The following is a 13,987-nucleotide window of genomic DNA, read 5'->3' on the forward strand; positions in this document are numbered from 1 at the left end:
GATATACATAAAAATGAGCCAATGAAGGGATTTGAACCCTTGACCCCTTCCTTACCATGGAAGTGCTCTACCCCTGAGCTACATCGGCCAAAAATTAATCATCTAATAGCTCCGGGTGTCTGAAAAAATGGAGCGGAAGACGAGACTCGAACTCGCGACCCTCAGCTTGGAAGGCTGATGCTCTACCAACTGAGCTACTTCCGCATCTAAAGTAAAAAAGAGACCTTGTGGGGATGATAGGATTCGAACCTATTCAGGCATAGCCAACAGATTTACAGTCTGCCCCGTCTCTCCAACTTCGGCGCATCCCCGTCTCTCTTTAGAGCCAGTGGAGGGATTCGAACCCCCGACCCGCTGATTACAAATCAGCTGCTCTGGCCAACTGAGCTACACTGGCATGCTACTTTTTTAGTCAATTTTTCAAACGACAAATGGATCTTTTTCCAAAAGCGATGCAAAGGTAAGACTTTCTGTATTATAAAAAAAATTTAGACGTAAAAAATATTAAAATATTTGTTAAAGGCATTATCTGTAAAATACTCTACCTTTGCAGCTCGATATAAAACCCCCAGCACTCAAAAACAAAAGGTGTTAATTCAAGTTTTAAAATAACAGAAAACATTATATTTATGGCATTTGAAGATATTGACAACCTTCCTATCGGCTGGGAAGATCATGAAGATATAGGTATGAAACTTTATGAAAAATTCGGTGATGAATTTGATGAAGGAAAAATATACAGGATCAGGTTTACTGAACTGTTGGATTGGATTCTCGAAATTTCAAATTTTGAAGGCAAAAGAGAAGATTGTACCGAAGGTCACCTTGAGCAGATTCAGGCAAAATGGGTGTATGAGTGGAGAGATAATCAATAGACCTATGGCTTGGGCTTGGTGATTTGGTCTTTTGCCCTTTGATTAAGGGCTGGAGTCTTTGTTTTTTCGAATTCATTGAACTAAAGGAAATCATTGAACTCATGTCTTTGAACCTTTAAAATAATCTTAAATATCATAAAAAATGGATTTCTCACTTCTAAATCACATATCAACTTTTATATTCGATGTAGATGGTGTTTTCACCAACAGTGAGGTGATTGTTATGGAAAATGGTGATTATGTCCGTATCATGAGTACCCGGGATGGTCAGGCAGTCAAAATTGCTATGGAAGCAGGCTATAATGTAGCCATCATCACTAAAGGATTTTCAGCAGGAGTGAGAAAGCGTTTTGAGTTTTTGGGTGTACCACATATTTATGATAGTTTGCCAGAAAAGACGCAGGCATTTGAGGATTATGTCAAAAAGCTGCAACTAAAAAGAGAAGAAATCCTCTTCATGGGTGATGACATGCCAGATCTTCCCCTTTATGATAGAGTTGCAGTCAGTGCATGTCCTTCAGATGGAGCTACTGAGAATCTCAATCGGGCGATGTTTATTTCTTCAAAAAAAGGAGGACATGGATGTGTCAGAGAAGTGATTGAAAAAGTTATGAGATTACAAGGAAAATGGAATTTCTAAAAAATTGGACTCCATATATATACATCACCAGACCAAAAAACCTTTTGATTGTCGGTTTTACACAATATATCATCTACCACTATTTGTTTTACTCGGTCAATAATGACTTGGCTTTGTCTGATCACCTTTTGTACCTGTTCATTTTTGATACCATCCTCATAGCAGCAAGTGGTTACATTATAAATGATATTTTTGACTTCCAAACGGACGTTGTCAATAAGCCGGAAAAAACATATATACCTATAGCTATTACTCTAAAGAACGCATACATTTATTATTACCTGATTTTGTCAACAGGATTCTTTATAGCCTTATATATCGCAATCACGACAGACAATATTCCTTTGTTGGTTTTATATCCGGTAGTTTGTGGTATGCTGTATTTATATTCAAAAAAATTTAAAAATACAGTTCTTACAGGCAATATCATTGTAAGTTTATTTGTATCATTTGTCCCTGGTGTCATTTTAATTGCGGAAAGAGAGTTGGTATTTATGAATTCTACTCCTGAATTTCATAACGTTGCAGTTCAATTATTCATTTTTTATATTGTATTTTCATTTATAGTCAATCTCATCAGGGAAATCATCAAAGACATTGAAGATGAAAACGGTGACAGAATAAATGGATATTTGACATTACCAATAAAATATGGCATACCGATAGCAAAAATGTGCTGTATTTCTTTGTCATTAGTCACTATCACCTCGTTGGTCGCATGGATGTCATTAACTACCATTCCTTTGGATTTCAGAGTAAAGATGTATATACTATTATTGATAGCAGCTCCAATGATGATCATTGTCCAGATACTGACAGGAACCACCCATAAAAGAGATTTCAGTAAGGTAAGTACCATCCTGAAATGGATAATGCTGGCAGGACTAGGTGCCCTTATTTTAATAACAAAAACAATACCTTAATAATATGACTGACGCATCACGATATCCAAGAATCGTTTTAGGGTCTAAATCACCGAGAAGGTACCAATTGCTATCAGACTCGGGGTTCGATGTCGAAGTCAGAACTCAGGAAGATGAGGAAGATTTTGATATCAATATGCCTGTAAATGAAGTGGCTGAGATGCTGGCTGTACGAAAAGCTGATGCCATCAAAGGCACACTCAAACCCAACGAAATACTTATCACTGCTGACAGTGTCGTCATCCTTGGGGAAAAAATCTATAACAAGCCCGCTGATTATGATGAAGCGGTAAAAATTCTTACTGCTCTTGGAGGAAAACAGCATACTGTCATAACTGGTGTATGTGTCATGTCTATGGAAAGTATGAATTCGTTTTCTGTATCCACTCTTGTGACTTTTGATCAGATGACATCCGAAGAGATAGATTATTATATCACAAATTACAAACCTTATGATAAAGCTGGGGCTTATGGTATACAGGATTGGATTGGACTGTGTAAAGTGAAGGAAATTAATGGCAGCTATTCCAACATCATGGGGCTACCCATGAGAGAGTTGTATCAGGCTTTAATAAAATTTGGTGTAACATTATGAAAATATCCTGGCAAACACCTAAAGTGACCGTTTTTGAAAGTAGTTTGTATCGCACAACGACAACAGTAATAGAGTTGGGCGATTCAGTTATGATCGTGGACCCAAACTGGTTGCCTTCAGAAATCGATCATATATTTGAATTTGTACACACCGAACACAGAAATAAAAAGCAATTCCTGTTATTTACGCATTCAGACTACGATCATATCATAGGTTATGGTAAATTTAAGGATGCAGTAGTGATTTCATCTGATACTTTCGGACAAAGTCAAAAAAAAGAAGCAGTGCTGCAACAAATCATTGAATTTGACAATGAGTTTTATATATCAAGGTCCTACCCTATTGTTTATCCCGTTACGGATATTATAATAGAAAAAGATATGGAACGATTGGAAATTGGTGGTCTGGACATGATATTTTTTAAGTCACCTGGACATACAAAAGATGGAATCTTTACCATCATTCCGCAATTACAATTATGGATAGCCGGTGATTATCACAGTAATATTGAGATGCCATTTATTGATCATAGTTTTGAAGCATATAAAAAGACTGTTTTAAAATCTGAAGAAATTTTGAAAACTTTTACTGAGGTCCAATTTCTGATACCCGGACATGGAGATGTAGCAAAATCAAGGGTTGAAATTCAGGCCAGAATAAAAAATGATACAACTTACCTTGAACTTTTGGAGCTTTCAACGGTGCATCATGACAAAGATGCTGAGATTCAAATACATCATCTGAACAGTCAATATTCTACAAACCCCACATTGCTGAAAGCCCATCATAAAAATATGGAGATGGTATCCGGAATGGCATACCTTTAAAAAGTCAACTTGGGTTTTTCGAGTGGGCTACAGCCAATTATTACTAAATTCAATGTCGTTTAGATAAGGAATTTTTCTTTGTTTTACCCTATCTAAATCTTTCCCTTACAAGGGAAAGACTTCATAAAGATGTCTTAACTAAACGACATTGTTAATAAATTAATTTGATTAAATTCTCTCAAGTTTTAGAATCATAATAATGTCATTTTACCGAAAGTAGTTTGCTATTCCTCCTATGAAAACTTACTTTTTCCAGACTATTTTGATTAGTTTTGCATTTGTATAAAAGTCCAAACCGCTTATTTTAGTCAAGCCTGCAAAACCACCCAGGTTTCCTATAAGGTTGCAATCAACATCCATTACTTCTGAGAAATGATCACAACAGCATTCCTGATTGTCAAATACAAAAACTGTTTGACCTTGAAAAAGATATTGTTTGACCAAGGCTTTATCGCAAATCAAATTATCTTTGAAAGTGATGATTCGTGTATCAATACAATCCTGAACATCATTCCCTATGTCTGATTTACTACAATTCATGGTCAATAATAAAGCAGTAAAAAGTAATATCGAGTATTTCATAAAATGTCCACATGATTAGTTCATTCATTTAAGACACCAAATAAACAGCATTGGTTGGTGTTTTGTTAAATTTATTTAGTTTCTATCAGCTTTGGTAGGGGCAAAATATTAGTAAGGAAGGGTAAAACCCGTTGTAAAATAATGGAATGATCGATTTTTGGTCTGCCTGCAATAGGAGGCCCCTTTTTTTACGTGAAAACAGAAAAAATGGTGACTAAAACTATTCATTAGACTTAATACCTAAATAAATAGTAAAAAAACTTTAAATTAACTATCTTCACATCATATTTTGCTGGTCGATGTACACTCATATTATTTTCAAGTGCAAGGCTTAACATTTTGTACATATTCCAAATAGAAAATGAATGAAAATTTTATATTCATAATTATTTAATTTACAATACATTATGATATATTTTTTTTTTGCAGAACATTTTCTGTCCACTATAAATATCGTTATGGACTATAAATTCAACTCAATATCAATAAGCTTTTTTATACTAGTTGTGTCTATTTTGGTCGCTTGTCAAATACCACAAGATGAGAAAAAATTCAACAGGGAAAGGGATTACATCAAACCTATACAAGGAAAAAATGAAACTATTCCGCTTGAATTTGCAAAAAAGGGGAAAGCTTTGATCAGCTATTCAGATTGCTATATCTGTCATAAAGAAGATAAAGAATCTGTTGGACCGGCTTTTGCCGATATAGCAAAAGATACCCTGCTAAAAAAGTCTATCTTGATTTGCTTGCCAACAAAATTATCATCGGCGGTCGTGGTACCTGGGGCACTCCTCTAATGGATCCACATCCAGAATTATCTTTTGATGATGCAAAACTGATGGTGTACTATATTATGTCATTAAAAAACCAGAAATAGACACATTTTTATTTTGACTAATTGGTGCCAAATGTTAAAGTTTTAAATACACTCTTGAGTCCACTCTGAAAAAGTCTTTTATAAAAAAAAAAAAAAATGAAAAAGTATCTATTTTTAACACTATGATAATCAAGCGTTTCACTTTAGGCCTGCCTGGCGATTAGGAATGGGATTGGGTTAAAAATGGTTGATTATTATTGTAATATTTGTTTTCAAAATCCACACAGTCTTATATCTTAATAAGTGAATGGAAGACATTGGTAGTAATCCTTAACTATATGCTAACCTTCTGATAGGTATTTTTTATGAATTGAATTCGTTTTTTAATAAGACCTAAAAATCTATTATTGAACTTTTAAATCTAAAAAATCATGCTCTCAAATCACAGATTATTGCTAATAGTCTCTATAATATGGGGATATTTTTCCGTGCAAGCTCAGGAATTTATGTTCAAACGTCATGAAGTTGACATCATTCCTGAATTCACTTATAATAATCATAAAAAATTTACACTATCGCCAACCTTGAGATACAGATATTTTTTCAGCAGTAAATTTGCCCTGCAAGCCAGATATACTTTTGAAAACTCCAAACATGATTTCGGTCTGTCTGGTTTATACTTTTTAAGAGATGAACAAAAAGGGCTTTTTACAGGTTTTGGTGGACATTATGATGGATTTTATGGACTTCAGCTCACAGCAACACTAGGCTTCAGACAGCAGATCAATAATAGATTTTTTATTAATACAGAATTGGATCTCAATTATACAAAAACTGGTATTCAGTTATCGGAAAACAGAAGTAATATTTTATATTTACAACCAAAGGTAGGTATTGGAGTAAGGTTTTAGAGTCTGTTTAAACTTTTATGTTTGAGTGAAGTGCAATCGGTAATCCAGATTCAGAGATATACCTAGGAGCCATCCTATCTCACTGGTAATGGGCTGAGTCATACTAATTTTACTTATTTTGCACCATGGCATTTTTATCAACCTATTAAAAAATGGAAGTCGTTCAATGAGTGTCAGAGTAACAAATAGTAGAAGTATTTTAGTTTGCCTTTTTTTTGTAGAGATAAAATGATTTAAAATTAAAAAAGATGAATTGCTATTGATTGTTTTTTTATAAAAAAATAATCACACCGAGTTCATTATTCCAGGTATTACAATAGTCGGATATGAATTTTTTAAATATGAAAGGATTTTTTAAAATATACTTTGCATTACACTTACTTTATATATTTAACAAGTTGATATTATAAAATTTACATTAAGTTAATATTAAGTCTTCAATTTTGCGGTCATAATTTTTGTGTTTTTGATGTCAAAAAGAAAAGTCGAAGTATTAATAATTAGCGATATACACCTTGGTACATATGGGTGTCACGCCAAAGAACTGCTTACATACCTAAAAAGCGTAGATCCGGATATTTTGGTCTTGAACGGAGACATCATCGATATATGGAATTTTTCAAAAAGCTATTTTCCTAAATCTCATATGCATGTTTTGCGTCAAATTTTGAAAATGGCCGAAAACGGTACCAAAACATACTACATCACCGGAAATCATGATGAAGCCTTAAGGAAATACTCTGGAACTAAACTAGGCAATTTCATATTGGATGACAAACTGATTCTTGATCTCGAATATCAAAAGATATGAATATTTCATGGTGATGTATTTGATGCTACGACCAAAGGTTGGGCACGGATTATAGCTAAGTTAGGTGGAAAGGGATATGACATTTTAATCTTGATGAACAGACTGATAAATGATGTTCTGAGATATTTTGGGAAGGAGAAAATCAGTTTTTCAAAAAGAGTTAAAAAAAGTGTCAAAAAAGCTGTCAGTTGGATCAATAATTTTGAAGAGACAGCTTCCATACTGGCAATAGATCAAAAATACAATGTGGTCATCTGCGGGCATATCCACCAGCCTCAGGATAAAACCATAGAAACTCCTGAAGGCAATGTGAGATATCTCAATAGTGGAGATTGGGTGGAAAATTGTACAGCTCTGGAATATGAAAACGGTCAATGGAGCATCTATAAACATCCGGAAAGACTACCCGATCTGGTACACAATGAGATGATTTTTGACGAAATAGATGAAGTTTTTGACCTTAAAACCTTTAATATCCATTCTATATATGAAAATACTTTATTCAGTACAAGCCACAGGTAATGGCCATATCAGTCGTGCACATCAGTTGTATCCATATCTGTGCGAACTGGGAAGTGTTGACATTTTACTGAGTGGCTCTAATGCGACTTTAAAAATGGATATTCCTGTGAAGTACACCGCACATGGAATCAGCCTGTTTTACAGTCAGTGTGGTGGTCTTGATTATTTGCAAACATGGAAAAATTTTAAATTTTCCAGAGTGATAAAAGAAGCCAAAGATCTCCCTGTGGAAAACTACGATCTGGTCATCAACGATTTTGATCATATCACTGCAAGAGCCTGCAATGATAAAAAAATACTATCGGTACAGTTTGGACATCAGGGCAGTTTTATGTCTGCAAGTACTCCACGACCAAAAACAAAAAGCTTTATGGGAGAGTGGATTTTAAAAAATTATGCCCCAGCAACGCACTATGTTGGGTTACATTTTGACAGATATGATGAGTTTATCTTTCCTCCTGTCATTAAAGACATCTTTTGAATGCAGTACCTCAGGATCATGGACACATCACTGTATATCTACCTTCATATGATAAAGTGTGTCTTGAAACAACTTTCAAAAAGGTCGCACCGTTAGAAATTCATTGGTTTGTGAAAGATATTACTGAGCCTTTTACAGACGGCAACATCCGATATTTTCCGGTGAATCAAAAATACTTTAATGAAAGCCTGATACATTGCCATGGCTTGATTACAGGAGGTGGCTTTGAAACCCCTGCTGAAGCATTATATTTAGGTAAAAAACTTATGACTATCCCAATTAAAGGTCAATATGAACAGGAGTGTAATGCAGCTGCTTTGGAAAAGATGGGAGTAACAAAAATTAACAAGCTGGATCAGTCCGCTGAATCAACTTTCTTTCATTGGCTGCAAGAGCCTGGTAATAATATTAAAATAGTAGCTAACAATATCAAGGAGACCCTAAACTATATTTTAGGACTACAGCCATCAGAAACAGATACTAAAACAAGCAAACAATTAATAATATATTAATAATTAATAAACAATCAATTAATACAGTTTTATGACCTTTGACATAAGAAACAACTGTAATTATGACAAGGTTTTTATACTTAGCGTTCATCTTTTTATGCATTCCAGGCATCTTAGTCCAATCCGAAAAACTTCCATATTCTAATCCTGGAAAATTTAAATCGTTGGCAGAAGACATCATCATTTCAGAAAAAATCGAATATGGTGCTTTAACATTGATCAGCTACAATACATGGGGCTTGCCAATAAGCCTTAACGGTCACGATCAGGAGAGAAGGTTTGCCGATGTATCCGAAAACTTGCTTAAAGAAGAGCCGGATATTCTGATGCTGCAGGAAACATTTCATACTTCAATAAGACAAAAAATCACATCTTCGTTATCAGGCAAATACTACAGTTACACTGATTATAGAAAAAATCGTCAAATTATACCCTTTATCAACATAGACTGCCACGGAGGACTGATGACTTTGAGTAAATATCCGATTGTTGAAGAAAAATTCTTTCCTTTTCCAATATCTAAAGAAACATCATTTATCGAAAAAACAGGAGCAAAAGGATTTCTTATATCCAAAATAAAATTTGGTAAAGAAAATATCTATGTTTTGAATACGCACCTTTATGCGGGTCATAATGATAAGGCTGAAATGCAAAGAAAACTACAAATGGAAATTATCCATAAAACGTTGCATGAACTGGATCTCGAAAGTGAAACATTGATATTAGCAGGTGACTTTAATGTACATCATCCTTGCGTGGCACCCTCTATAGTGTATGACTATATTACCAAAGAATTGAATTATACCGACTCAAAACCTGAAATTACAGAAGAAGACTATACAATGGATCATGTAAGTAATCCATTCGTATCAGATAAAGAGCCCAGGACAAAATTGGACTATATATTTACTTCCAAAGCTTTTTCAGACAACTATGCAGTTGTCAGACAAGCCAGAACAATGACTCACCATAAACCATTTTCAGACCATTTTGGATGGAAGGTGGAAGTGAGGAGGAAAGGTTAAAGTTTATAATAGTTCAGCAGATTTAATATTAATTAATATGTAAATAATCGCATCATGAGTTAAACTTTCAGATTACGCTCAATTTATTATTGTATTTTTGCATTCAAAATAATTTCAAATGGATAAAAAATATCCTAAAACGCTATCATCAGGTGCAAACAATACAGTAATTGCTTTGTCAGAAACTGAAGCTGGAAAATTATTTTTTGAGAATACAAGATCGGAGATAGGTTCGGAAGCAGAAAAAATGAAATTTGCAAACAAAATCAACAACCTTGTAGTAAAGTTTGTCCGCTTAGACTTATTAGCAGATGATACGGAAGTATTAGTGATGGAAAGGTTATATCCGATAGATTTTAGAGCATTTGAATTTGAAAGGAGGCAATTGATATTCGAAGTATTTGAAGATGAATTGACGCAACTTCACCAAAATGGTTTCGTACATCGTGATATACGAAGACCGTCAGATATGCCAGGTTTTTCATTTGACAATGTATTTATGACTGATCAAGGTATCAGATTGATTGATGTGGGCATATCAGCACTCAGAAATCAGGTTGGTGATAAGTTGTTTGACAAATTTGTCACACAGGAAATCAATGAATTAAAAGCTTTTGAAACTTTTTTTATAAATCGGTAAGTTGAATCATTTACTTCTTCATGCCATTGGGTGCCAAAAAAAGATCTTTACCAGCTATGTCTTCCCACTTGTAAAACTGGAAAGTCCCATCGGTGCTCATAGCCACAAAAAGGCCATTTTTAAATTTCACTCCGAAGTGGAGATTTTATGTAGAAGCCAATAACCTTACCAATCAACCACTCAGATATTATCAGGGCATCTCAGAAAGAACATATCAGGAAGAATACTACAACGTGCGTATAAATGCAGGTATAAAGTTTGACTTTTTCGGGAAGTGATTTAAAAATCATTCGAAATTCGTCATTCGAAATTCGTCGTTAATTATATTGTGGCTTTAATAAAAATCTGATTATCGTAATGATGGTCAGGTTTATTTTTTATTTTTAATGTATCATCAAGTAATTTTAGCGAATATTTGAAACTATAATCGGAATTTTTACGTTTATCTATGCAAATATCTATAAATGGAGTTAAATCCTGAAACAACTTTTAATGTTGCGGACATTCCGATAACACATGCTATCTTAGCTTCATCTTTATCAGATTATGCACGGGTCAATGACAAAATTGCTTACATGGTAGAAAAAGGTGAATTGACAAAGGTACAGCGTGGTTTATATGTATTTACTAACTCGAAAAATAAAAACAACTATATAAATTATAACATAGCTAATATTATTTATGGTCCTTCCTATGTCAGTCGTTTTTCAGCACTCAGTTACTATGGTCTCTTATCTGAGCATACCGTTGCTATCGAGTCTATGGCTTTGAGCCGTTATAGAGAATACCATACTTCGGTCGGCAATTTTACCTATTTTCACTCAGCAAGAGATACATTTTCTATAGGTATTAATTCATTTAATAAAGACCAATATACTTCTTTCCTCATGGCTACACCTGAGAAAGCCCTTTGTGATCTTATTTGGTCAGAAAAATCACTACCCATAAGATCTTTGGATGATATCGTCTTTTATTTGGAAGAAGATCTGAGGTTGGATATGTCTTTTTTCAAAGAAGCGGATACTTCTATTTTTACACAATGTCAGATGATGGGAAATAAAAAAAATGAAATAGGTTTACTATTAAAATTAAAATAATTCTTTATCATGATAAAAGAATGGTTTGACTCATATAATGCAAAGACACAAGACGAAATCTCTAAAGCAAAAAGAGAAATTATTCAATACATTACATTGGCTGGGCTTTCACGAAGTGATTTTTTTTCAAAAGCATCATATTACGGTGGCACTGCTTTGAGAATGCTGTATGGTTTGCCTCGATTCTCAGAAGATATCGACTTTTCCTTAAATTATTCTGATCCTAATTTTACGCTTCAGGATTACTTCCCATATATTGAGAAAGAATGTATTCTGCATGGTCTCGAAGTTGATTTGTCCATCAAAGAAAAAGTAGAGCCAAATGATGTCGAATCAGCCTTTTTAAAAGACAATACAGAATGGAATATTTTGACAGTAAACCAAAAGTTTGCACCTACTATCAAAATAAAAGTAGAAATTGACCGAAACCCGCCATTATCGTTCGAGACTGAACCAAAACTCATCATCAGACCCTTTTCATTTTATGTCAAAACTTTTAAAGAGCCCTATTTATTTGCCGGTAAAATGCATGCTTTGCTATTTAGAGAATGGAAAACCAGAGTTAAGGGAAGAGATTGGTATGATTTTGAATGGTATATAAAAAGAGGAACAACTTTATCTCTGAGTCACTTACAATCAAGAGCAATACAAAGTAATCATTTACCTAAAGATACAATATTGGATAAAGAAATTTTATCGCAACTGCTTGTGGAGAAGATTTCAAGAACTGATATAGAAAACGCTTTGTACGACATCAAAAGATTCATCCAAAACCCAAAAGAACTCGATATCTGGTCAAAACAATACTTCCTGGATTTAGTCAGCATGATGAAGGTGGTGTAGTGCTTTTGCTTTGTTTGTCAAAAACAGTGAATGCAATCTGCCTACTTCTAAGAGACAAAAACTTCAGACAAACCCTTAAACCCGCATTATGCATTAGAAAATCTATTACATGCCGAAATACCTGCAAAATAAGGCTCCGCCGCGGCGGATAATTTTCACTCACTCACCATAGTGGTGACTATGATTCCCTCATGAAAATCCTTATTTTATTGGTCTTTCGACATTCATTACGAAGTTCTAACGCATAATGCGGGTTAAATAAACATCATTTCCTGAAGTGAGTATGATTTACTTAGCTGAATTTGTAAATATTGGTGATTTTTTATCAATCTTTGGATCAAATCGAAAATTGCACCATAAGCTGCTCCAAATGAAACGCCAAGAGCTGCACCAATACCAATACCATTTCCAACATTTTTTTGTTTTACTGTCATTATTTTGTATTTTTATATTTGATTATTTTTAGGATTTCTTAGATAGTATTGGCTATATTTTTTAATAATTTTTCCATTGCTTTTTTCTCATTTATTGAAAGTTGTTTTAAGATATCAGAAGCCTGTTCAACATATTCTCGGTCCTTTGATTCACTTACCTGTACAAACAGTGAGGAAACTTCAGACCACATATTTGCAATATCCATAAATTCTGTATGAACTTGTTTTAAAACATTAAGTTTCACGAGATCATAACTCTCTTTTAAAAAATCTCTGTACAGATTTCTGAATAATGCACCGCCCGTGCCTGCTTTTTCCATCATCATTGCAGACGCCTTGAATTCATTTTCAATATCTTTGCTATTATCAAACCATTTGATTATTTCTTTGCTTGTTTTTTGGATGCCTTTGTATCCAATGTTTGTAATAGGTGGATTCAGATAATCCTTTGCATTATTGCGAATAGATGTAAGAATTGCTGTTTTTAAGTCAAACTTTTTGCCAGTTTTGGTCAGCGTGTAGTATAAGTTTTTGGATGACATAGGTCCTTTCTCTGCTCTGGCCAATGCCAAACTTTTTAAACTTGTTTTTACCTGTCCACCTTGTTGTTTGGTGTCCACCAAAAAAGCGTAGTCTTTGTCGTAGCCATATATTGCAACATAATGTCCCGCAAAATGAAAAGGTCGGGAAAAATACTCCAAATGATAACAGTCTAATTTAAGTCCAACTGCCTGACCCCGATCTATCAAATGTTTTACAGCGTCCCAAGCCTTTTGAGTTGAAGCTGTTTCATTTACTGTCAATTCCAGGTTTAGATTTTTGGCAATATTATGAGTCAACAGATCTGTCTTGATTCTACCACCAATAAATGGGAAGTCCATTGTTTTCATATTCCAAAAAACAAAACCAAGCCCTTCTCCGAGCCCAAAAAGCATGGGTTCGGAAAGTTCTATATCAAGCTGTCGCAGTAGGGTGCCTGTTGCAGTCGTTTCACAATGTTGTCCTTCAAATGGTTTTATGTTTTCAAAATTCATTTTCTGTCAGTGTTTTTACTCTGAGATTATTAGGTAATAATTATCAATATCTTTAAGAATGAATTGCTGTTGCCCTGAATTTGTGTTCAAATGAAGTTTTTGTTCAATGACAAGGTTTAAATTAACTGCCTTATTCCAAATATTCTTTAAATCCGAAACCCTAAAATATAAAATTAGTCCATTACCGATGGTAATGTTGGGGTCTCTCATTGTTGGGTGGTCATGTTCTTCCCAACGGTGAAGACATAATATTACAGTCCCGTTTTTATCTGCTAACATTTCAAAATTGCCGCCACCGTGAGTGCTTTTTAGGTTCAATAAGTCTTGATACCATTTTGAACTTTTGTCAACGTCTTTTACAGCAATTATTGTTTCTAATCTTGTCATTCAAATGGTTTAAAGTTATTATTGAATT

Annotated in this window: 15 protein-coding genes, 4 tRNA genes and 3 pseudogenes; 14 read left to right on the forward strand and 8 right to left on the reverse strand. The window is 34.2% G+C overall.

All coding sequences use genetic code 11. The features are described 5' to 3' along the window. Positions 1 to 16 precede the first annotated feature (16 nt). The 4 genes from IPK35_13630 to IPK35_13645 all read right to left on the reverse strand — a co-directional run bounded on the left by IPK35_13630 (position 17) and on the right by IPK35_13645 (position 397). Positions 17 to 88: transfer RNA gene (locus tag IPK35_13630), tRNA-Thr, on the reverse strand. 40 nt (positions 89 to 128) lie between these two features. Beyond that, a tRNA-Gly gene (locus tag IPK35_13635) sits at positions 129 to 204 on the reverse strand. 24 nt (positions 205 to 228) lie between these two features. Next, positions 229 to 311, reverse strand: a tRNA-Tyr gene (locus IPK35_13640). A gap of 12 nt (positions 312 to 323) precedes the next feature. Further along, positions 324 to 397 (reverse strand) — tRNA-Thr (locus IPK35_13645). 232 nt (positions 398 to 629) lie between these two features. Here IPK35_13645 and iscX point away from each other — a divergent pair. The 5 genes from iscX to IPK35_13670 all read left to right on the forward strand — a co-directional run bounded on the left by iscX (position 630) and on the right by IPK35_13670 (position 3,860). Then, the gene (gene iscX / locus IPK35_13650) at positions 630 to 875 is read left to right on the forward strand and encodes a Fe-S cluster assembly protein IscX (GenBank protein ID MBK8054272.1); all 246 of its coding nucleotides are present in this window, start codon (positions 630 to 632) and stop codon (positions 873 to 875) included. A 142-nt stretch (positions 876 to 1,017) separates the two neighbouring features. Then, the gene (locus IPK35_13655) at positions 1,018 to 1,515 is read left to right on the forward strand and encodes a 3-deoxy-D-manno-octulosonate 8-phosphate phosphatase (GenBank protein MBK8054273.1); all 498 of its coding nucleotides are present in this window, start codon (positions 1,018 to 1,020) and stop codon (positions 1,513 to 1,515) included. Continuing rightward, complete coding sequence (locus IPK35_13660; GenBank protein MBK8054274.1) at positions 1,503 to 2,438, forward strand: geranylgeranylglycerol-phosphate geranylgeranyltransferase; 936 nt, start codon at positions 1,503 to 1,505, stop codon at positions 2,436 to 2,438. Before IPK35_13655 ends, IPK35_13660 begins: the two co-directional genes overlap by 13 nt. A gap of 4 nt (positions 2,439 to 2,442) precedes the next feature. Beyond that, complete coding sequence (gene maf / locus IPK35_13665) at positions 2,443 to 3,033, forward strand: septum formation protein Maf (protein ID MBK8054275.1); 591 nt, start codon at positions 2,443 to 2,445, stop codon at positions 3,031 to 3,033. Beyond that, a complete protein-coding gene (locus IPK35_13670) occupies positions 3,030 to 3,860 on the forward strand; it encodes an MBL fold metallo-hydrolase (GenBank protein MBK8054276.1) in 831 nt (276 codons plus the stop codon). The genes maf and IPK35_13670 overlap by 4 nt, the downstream gene beginning before the upstream one ends. A gap of 243 nt (positions 3,861 to 4,103) precedes the next feature. Here IPK35_13670 and IPK35_13675 read toward each other — a convergent pair whose 3' ends face one another. Further along, positions 4,104 to 4,442 (reverse strand): hypothetical protein, encoded by a 339-nt coding sequence (locus IPK35_13675; GenBank protein MBK8054277.1) that lies wholly within the window; start codon positions 4,440 to 4,442, stop codon positions 4,104 to 4,106. A 530-nt stretch (positions 4,443 to 4,972) separates the two neighbouring features. On the opposite strand from IPK35_13675, the pseudogene IPK35_13680 reads away from it, so the two are divergent. From IPK35_13680 to IPK35_13720, 9 genes and pseudogenes are all read left to right on the forward strand, one after another. Continuing rightward, positions 4,973 to 5,322 (forward strand): annotated as a pseudogene (locus IPK35_13680) (c-type cytochrome). A 371-nt stretch (positions 5,323 to 5,693) separates the two neighbouring features. Beyond that, on the forward strand, positions 5,694 to 6,173 hold the full coding sequence (locus IPK35_13685; protein MBK8054278.1) for a hypothetical protein: 480 nt from the start codon (positions 5,694 to 5,696) through the stop codon (positions 6,171 to 6,173). A 469-nt stretch (positions 6,174 to 6,642) separates the two neighbouring features. After that, a pseudogene (locus IPK35_13690) lies at positions 6,643 to 7,506 on the forward strand (UDP-2,3-diacylglucosamine diphosphatase). Then, positions 7,472 to 8,499 (forward strand): annotated as a pseudogene (locus tag IPK35_13695) (glycosyl transferase). The pseudogenes IPK35_13690 and IPK35_13695 overlap by 35 nt, the downstream one beginning before the upstream one ends. 62 nt (positions 8,500 to 8,561) lie before the next feature. Beyond that, complete coding sequence (locus tag IPK35_13700; GenBank protein ID MBK8054279.1) at positions 8,562 to 9,524, forward strand: endonuclease/exonuclease/phosphatase family protein; 963 nt, start codon at positions 8,562 to 8,564, stop codon at positions 9,522 to 9,524. A gap of 118 nt (positions 9,525 to 9,642) precedes the next feature. Beyond that, positions 9,643 to 10,164 (forward strand): hypothetical protein, encoded by a 522-nt coding sequence (locus IPK35_13705; GenBank protein MBK8054280.1) that lies wholly within the window; start codon positions 9,643 to 9,645, stop codon positions 10,162 to 10,164. A gap of 92 nt (positions 10,165 to 10,256) precedes the next feature. After that, on the forward strand, positions 10,257 to 10,442 hold the full coding sequence (locus IPK35_13710) for a hypothetical protein (GenBank protein MBK8054281.1): 186 nt from the start codon (positions 10,257 to 10,259) through the stop codon (positions 10,440 to 10,442). 186 nt (positions 10,443 to 10,628) lie between these two features. Beyond that, positions 10,629 to 11,261 carry a type IV toxin-antitoxin system AbiEi family antitoxin domain-containing protein gene (locus IPK35_13715; protein ID MBK8054282.1) on the forward strand — a complete coding sequence of 211 codons (633 nt, stop codon included), beginning with the start codon at positions 10,629 to 10,631 and terminating at the stop codon, positions 11,259 to 11,261. A 9-nt stretch (positions 11,262 to 11,270) separates the two neighbouring features. After that, the gene (locus tag IPK35_13720) at positions 11,271 to 12,104 is read left to right on the forward strand and encodes a nucleotidyl transferase AbiEii/AbiGii toxin family protein (GenBank protein MBK8054283.1); all 834 of its coding nucleotides are present in this window, start codon (positions 11,271 to 11,273) and stop codon (positions 12,102 to 12,104) included. A 254-nt stretch (positions 12,105 to 12,358) separates the two neighbouring features. Here IPK35_13720 and IPK35_13725 read toward each other — a convergent pair whose 3' ends face one another. Genes IPK35_13725 through IPK35_13735 form a run of 3 tightly spaced genes read right to left on the reverse strand, consistent with a single transcriptional unit; the run spans position 12,359 to position 13,959 of the window. Further along, the gene (locus tag IPK35_13725) at positions 12,359 to 12,538 is read right to left on the reverse strand and encodes a hypothetical protein (protein MBK8054284.1); all 180 of its coding nucleotides are present in this window, start codon (positions 12,536 to 12,538) and stop codon (positions 12,359 to 12,361) included. A gap of 38 nt (positions 12,539 to 12,576) precedes the next feature. Beyond that, a complete protein-coding gene (locus IPK35_13730; GenBank protein MBK8054285.1) occupies positions 12,577 to 13,572 on the reverse strand; it encodes a BtrH N-terminal domain-containing protein in 996 nt (331 codons plus the stop codon). 15 nt (positions 13,573 to 13,587) lie between these two features. Then, positions 13,588 to 13,959 carry a glyoxalase gene (locus tag IPK35_13735; protein ID MBK8054286.1) on the reverse strand — a complete coding sequence of 124 codons (372 nt, stop codon included), beginning with the start codon at positions 13,957 to 13,959 and terminating at the stop codon, positions 13,588 to 13,590. Positions 13,960 to 13,987 lie beyond the last annotated feature (28 nt).

Source organism: Saprospiraceae bacterium, from assembly GCA_016713025.1.
Lineage (GTDB): Bacteria > Bacteroidota > Bacteroidia > Chitinophagales > Saprospiraceae > OLB9.

What these genes read in the sequence shown, in the direction of transcription:
- iscX (MBK8054272.1), top strand. Translation starts at nt 630, where the DNA reads ATGGCATTTGAAGATATTGACAACCTTCCTATCGGCTGGGAAGATCAT.
- IPK35_13705 (MBK8054280.1), top strand. Translation starts at nt 9,643, where the DNA reads ATGGATAAAAAATATCCTAAAACGCTATCATCAGGTGCAAACAATACA.
- IPK35_13675 (MBK8054277.1), bottom strand. Translation starts at nt 4,442, where the DNA reads ATGAAATACTCGATATTACTTTTTACTGCTTTATTATTGACCATGAAT.
- IPK35_13685 (MBK8054278.1), top strand. Translation starts at nt 5,694, where the DNA reads ATGCTCTCAAATCACAGATTATTGCTAATAGTCTCTATAATATGGGGA.
- IPK35_13730 (MBK8054285.1), bottom strand. Translation starts at nt 13,572, where the DNA reads ATGAATTTTGAAAACATAAAACCATTTGAAGGACAACATTGTGAAACG.
- IPK35_13720 (MBK8054283.1), top strand. Translation starts at nt 11,271, where the DNA reads ATGATAAAAGAATGGTTTGACTCATATAATGCAAAGACACAAGACGAA.
- IPK35_13735 (MBK8054286.1), bottom strand. Translation starts at nt 13,959, where the DNA reads ATGACAAGATTAGAAACAATAATTGCTGTAAAAGACGTTGACAAAAGT.
- IPK35_13660 (MBK8054274.1), top strand. Translation starts at nt 1,503, where the DNA reads ATGGAATTTCTAAAAAATTGGACTCCATATATATACATCACCAGACCA.
- IPK35_13670 (MBK8054276.1), top strand. Translation starts at nt 3,030, where the DNA reads ATGAAAATATCCTGGCAAACACCTAAAGTGACCGTTTTTGAAAGTAGT.
- IPK35_13700 (MBK8054279.1), top strand. Translation starts at nt 8,562, where the DNA reads ATGACAAGGTTTTTATACTTAGCGTTCATCTTTTTATGCATTCCAGGC.
- IPK35_13655 (MBK8054273.1), top strand. Translation starts at nt 1,018, where the DNA reads ATGGATTTCTCACTTCTAAATCACATATCAACTTTTATATTCGATGTA.
- IPK35_13715 (MBK8054282.1), top strand. Translation starts at nt 10,629, where the DNA reads ATGGAGTTAAATCCTGAAACAACTTTTAATGTTGCGGACATTCCGATA.
- IPK35_13725 (MBK8054284.1), bottom strand. Translation starts at nt 12,538, where the DNA reads ATGACAGTAAAACAAAAAAATGTTGGAAATGGTATTGGTATTGGTGCA.
- maf (MBK8054275.1), top strand. Translation starts at nt 2,443, where the DNA reads ATGACTGACGCATCACGATATCCAAGAATCGTTTTAGGGTCTAAATCA.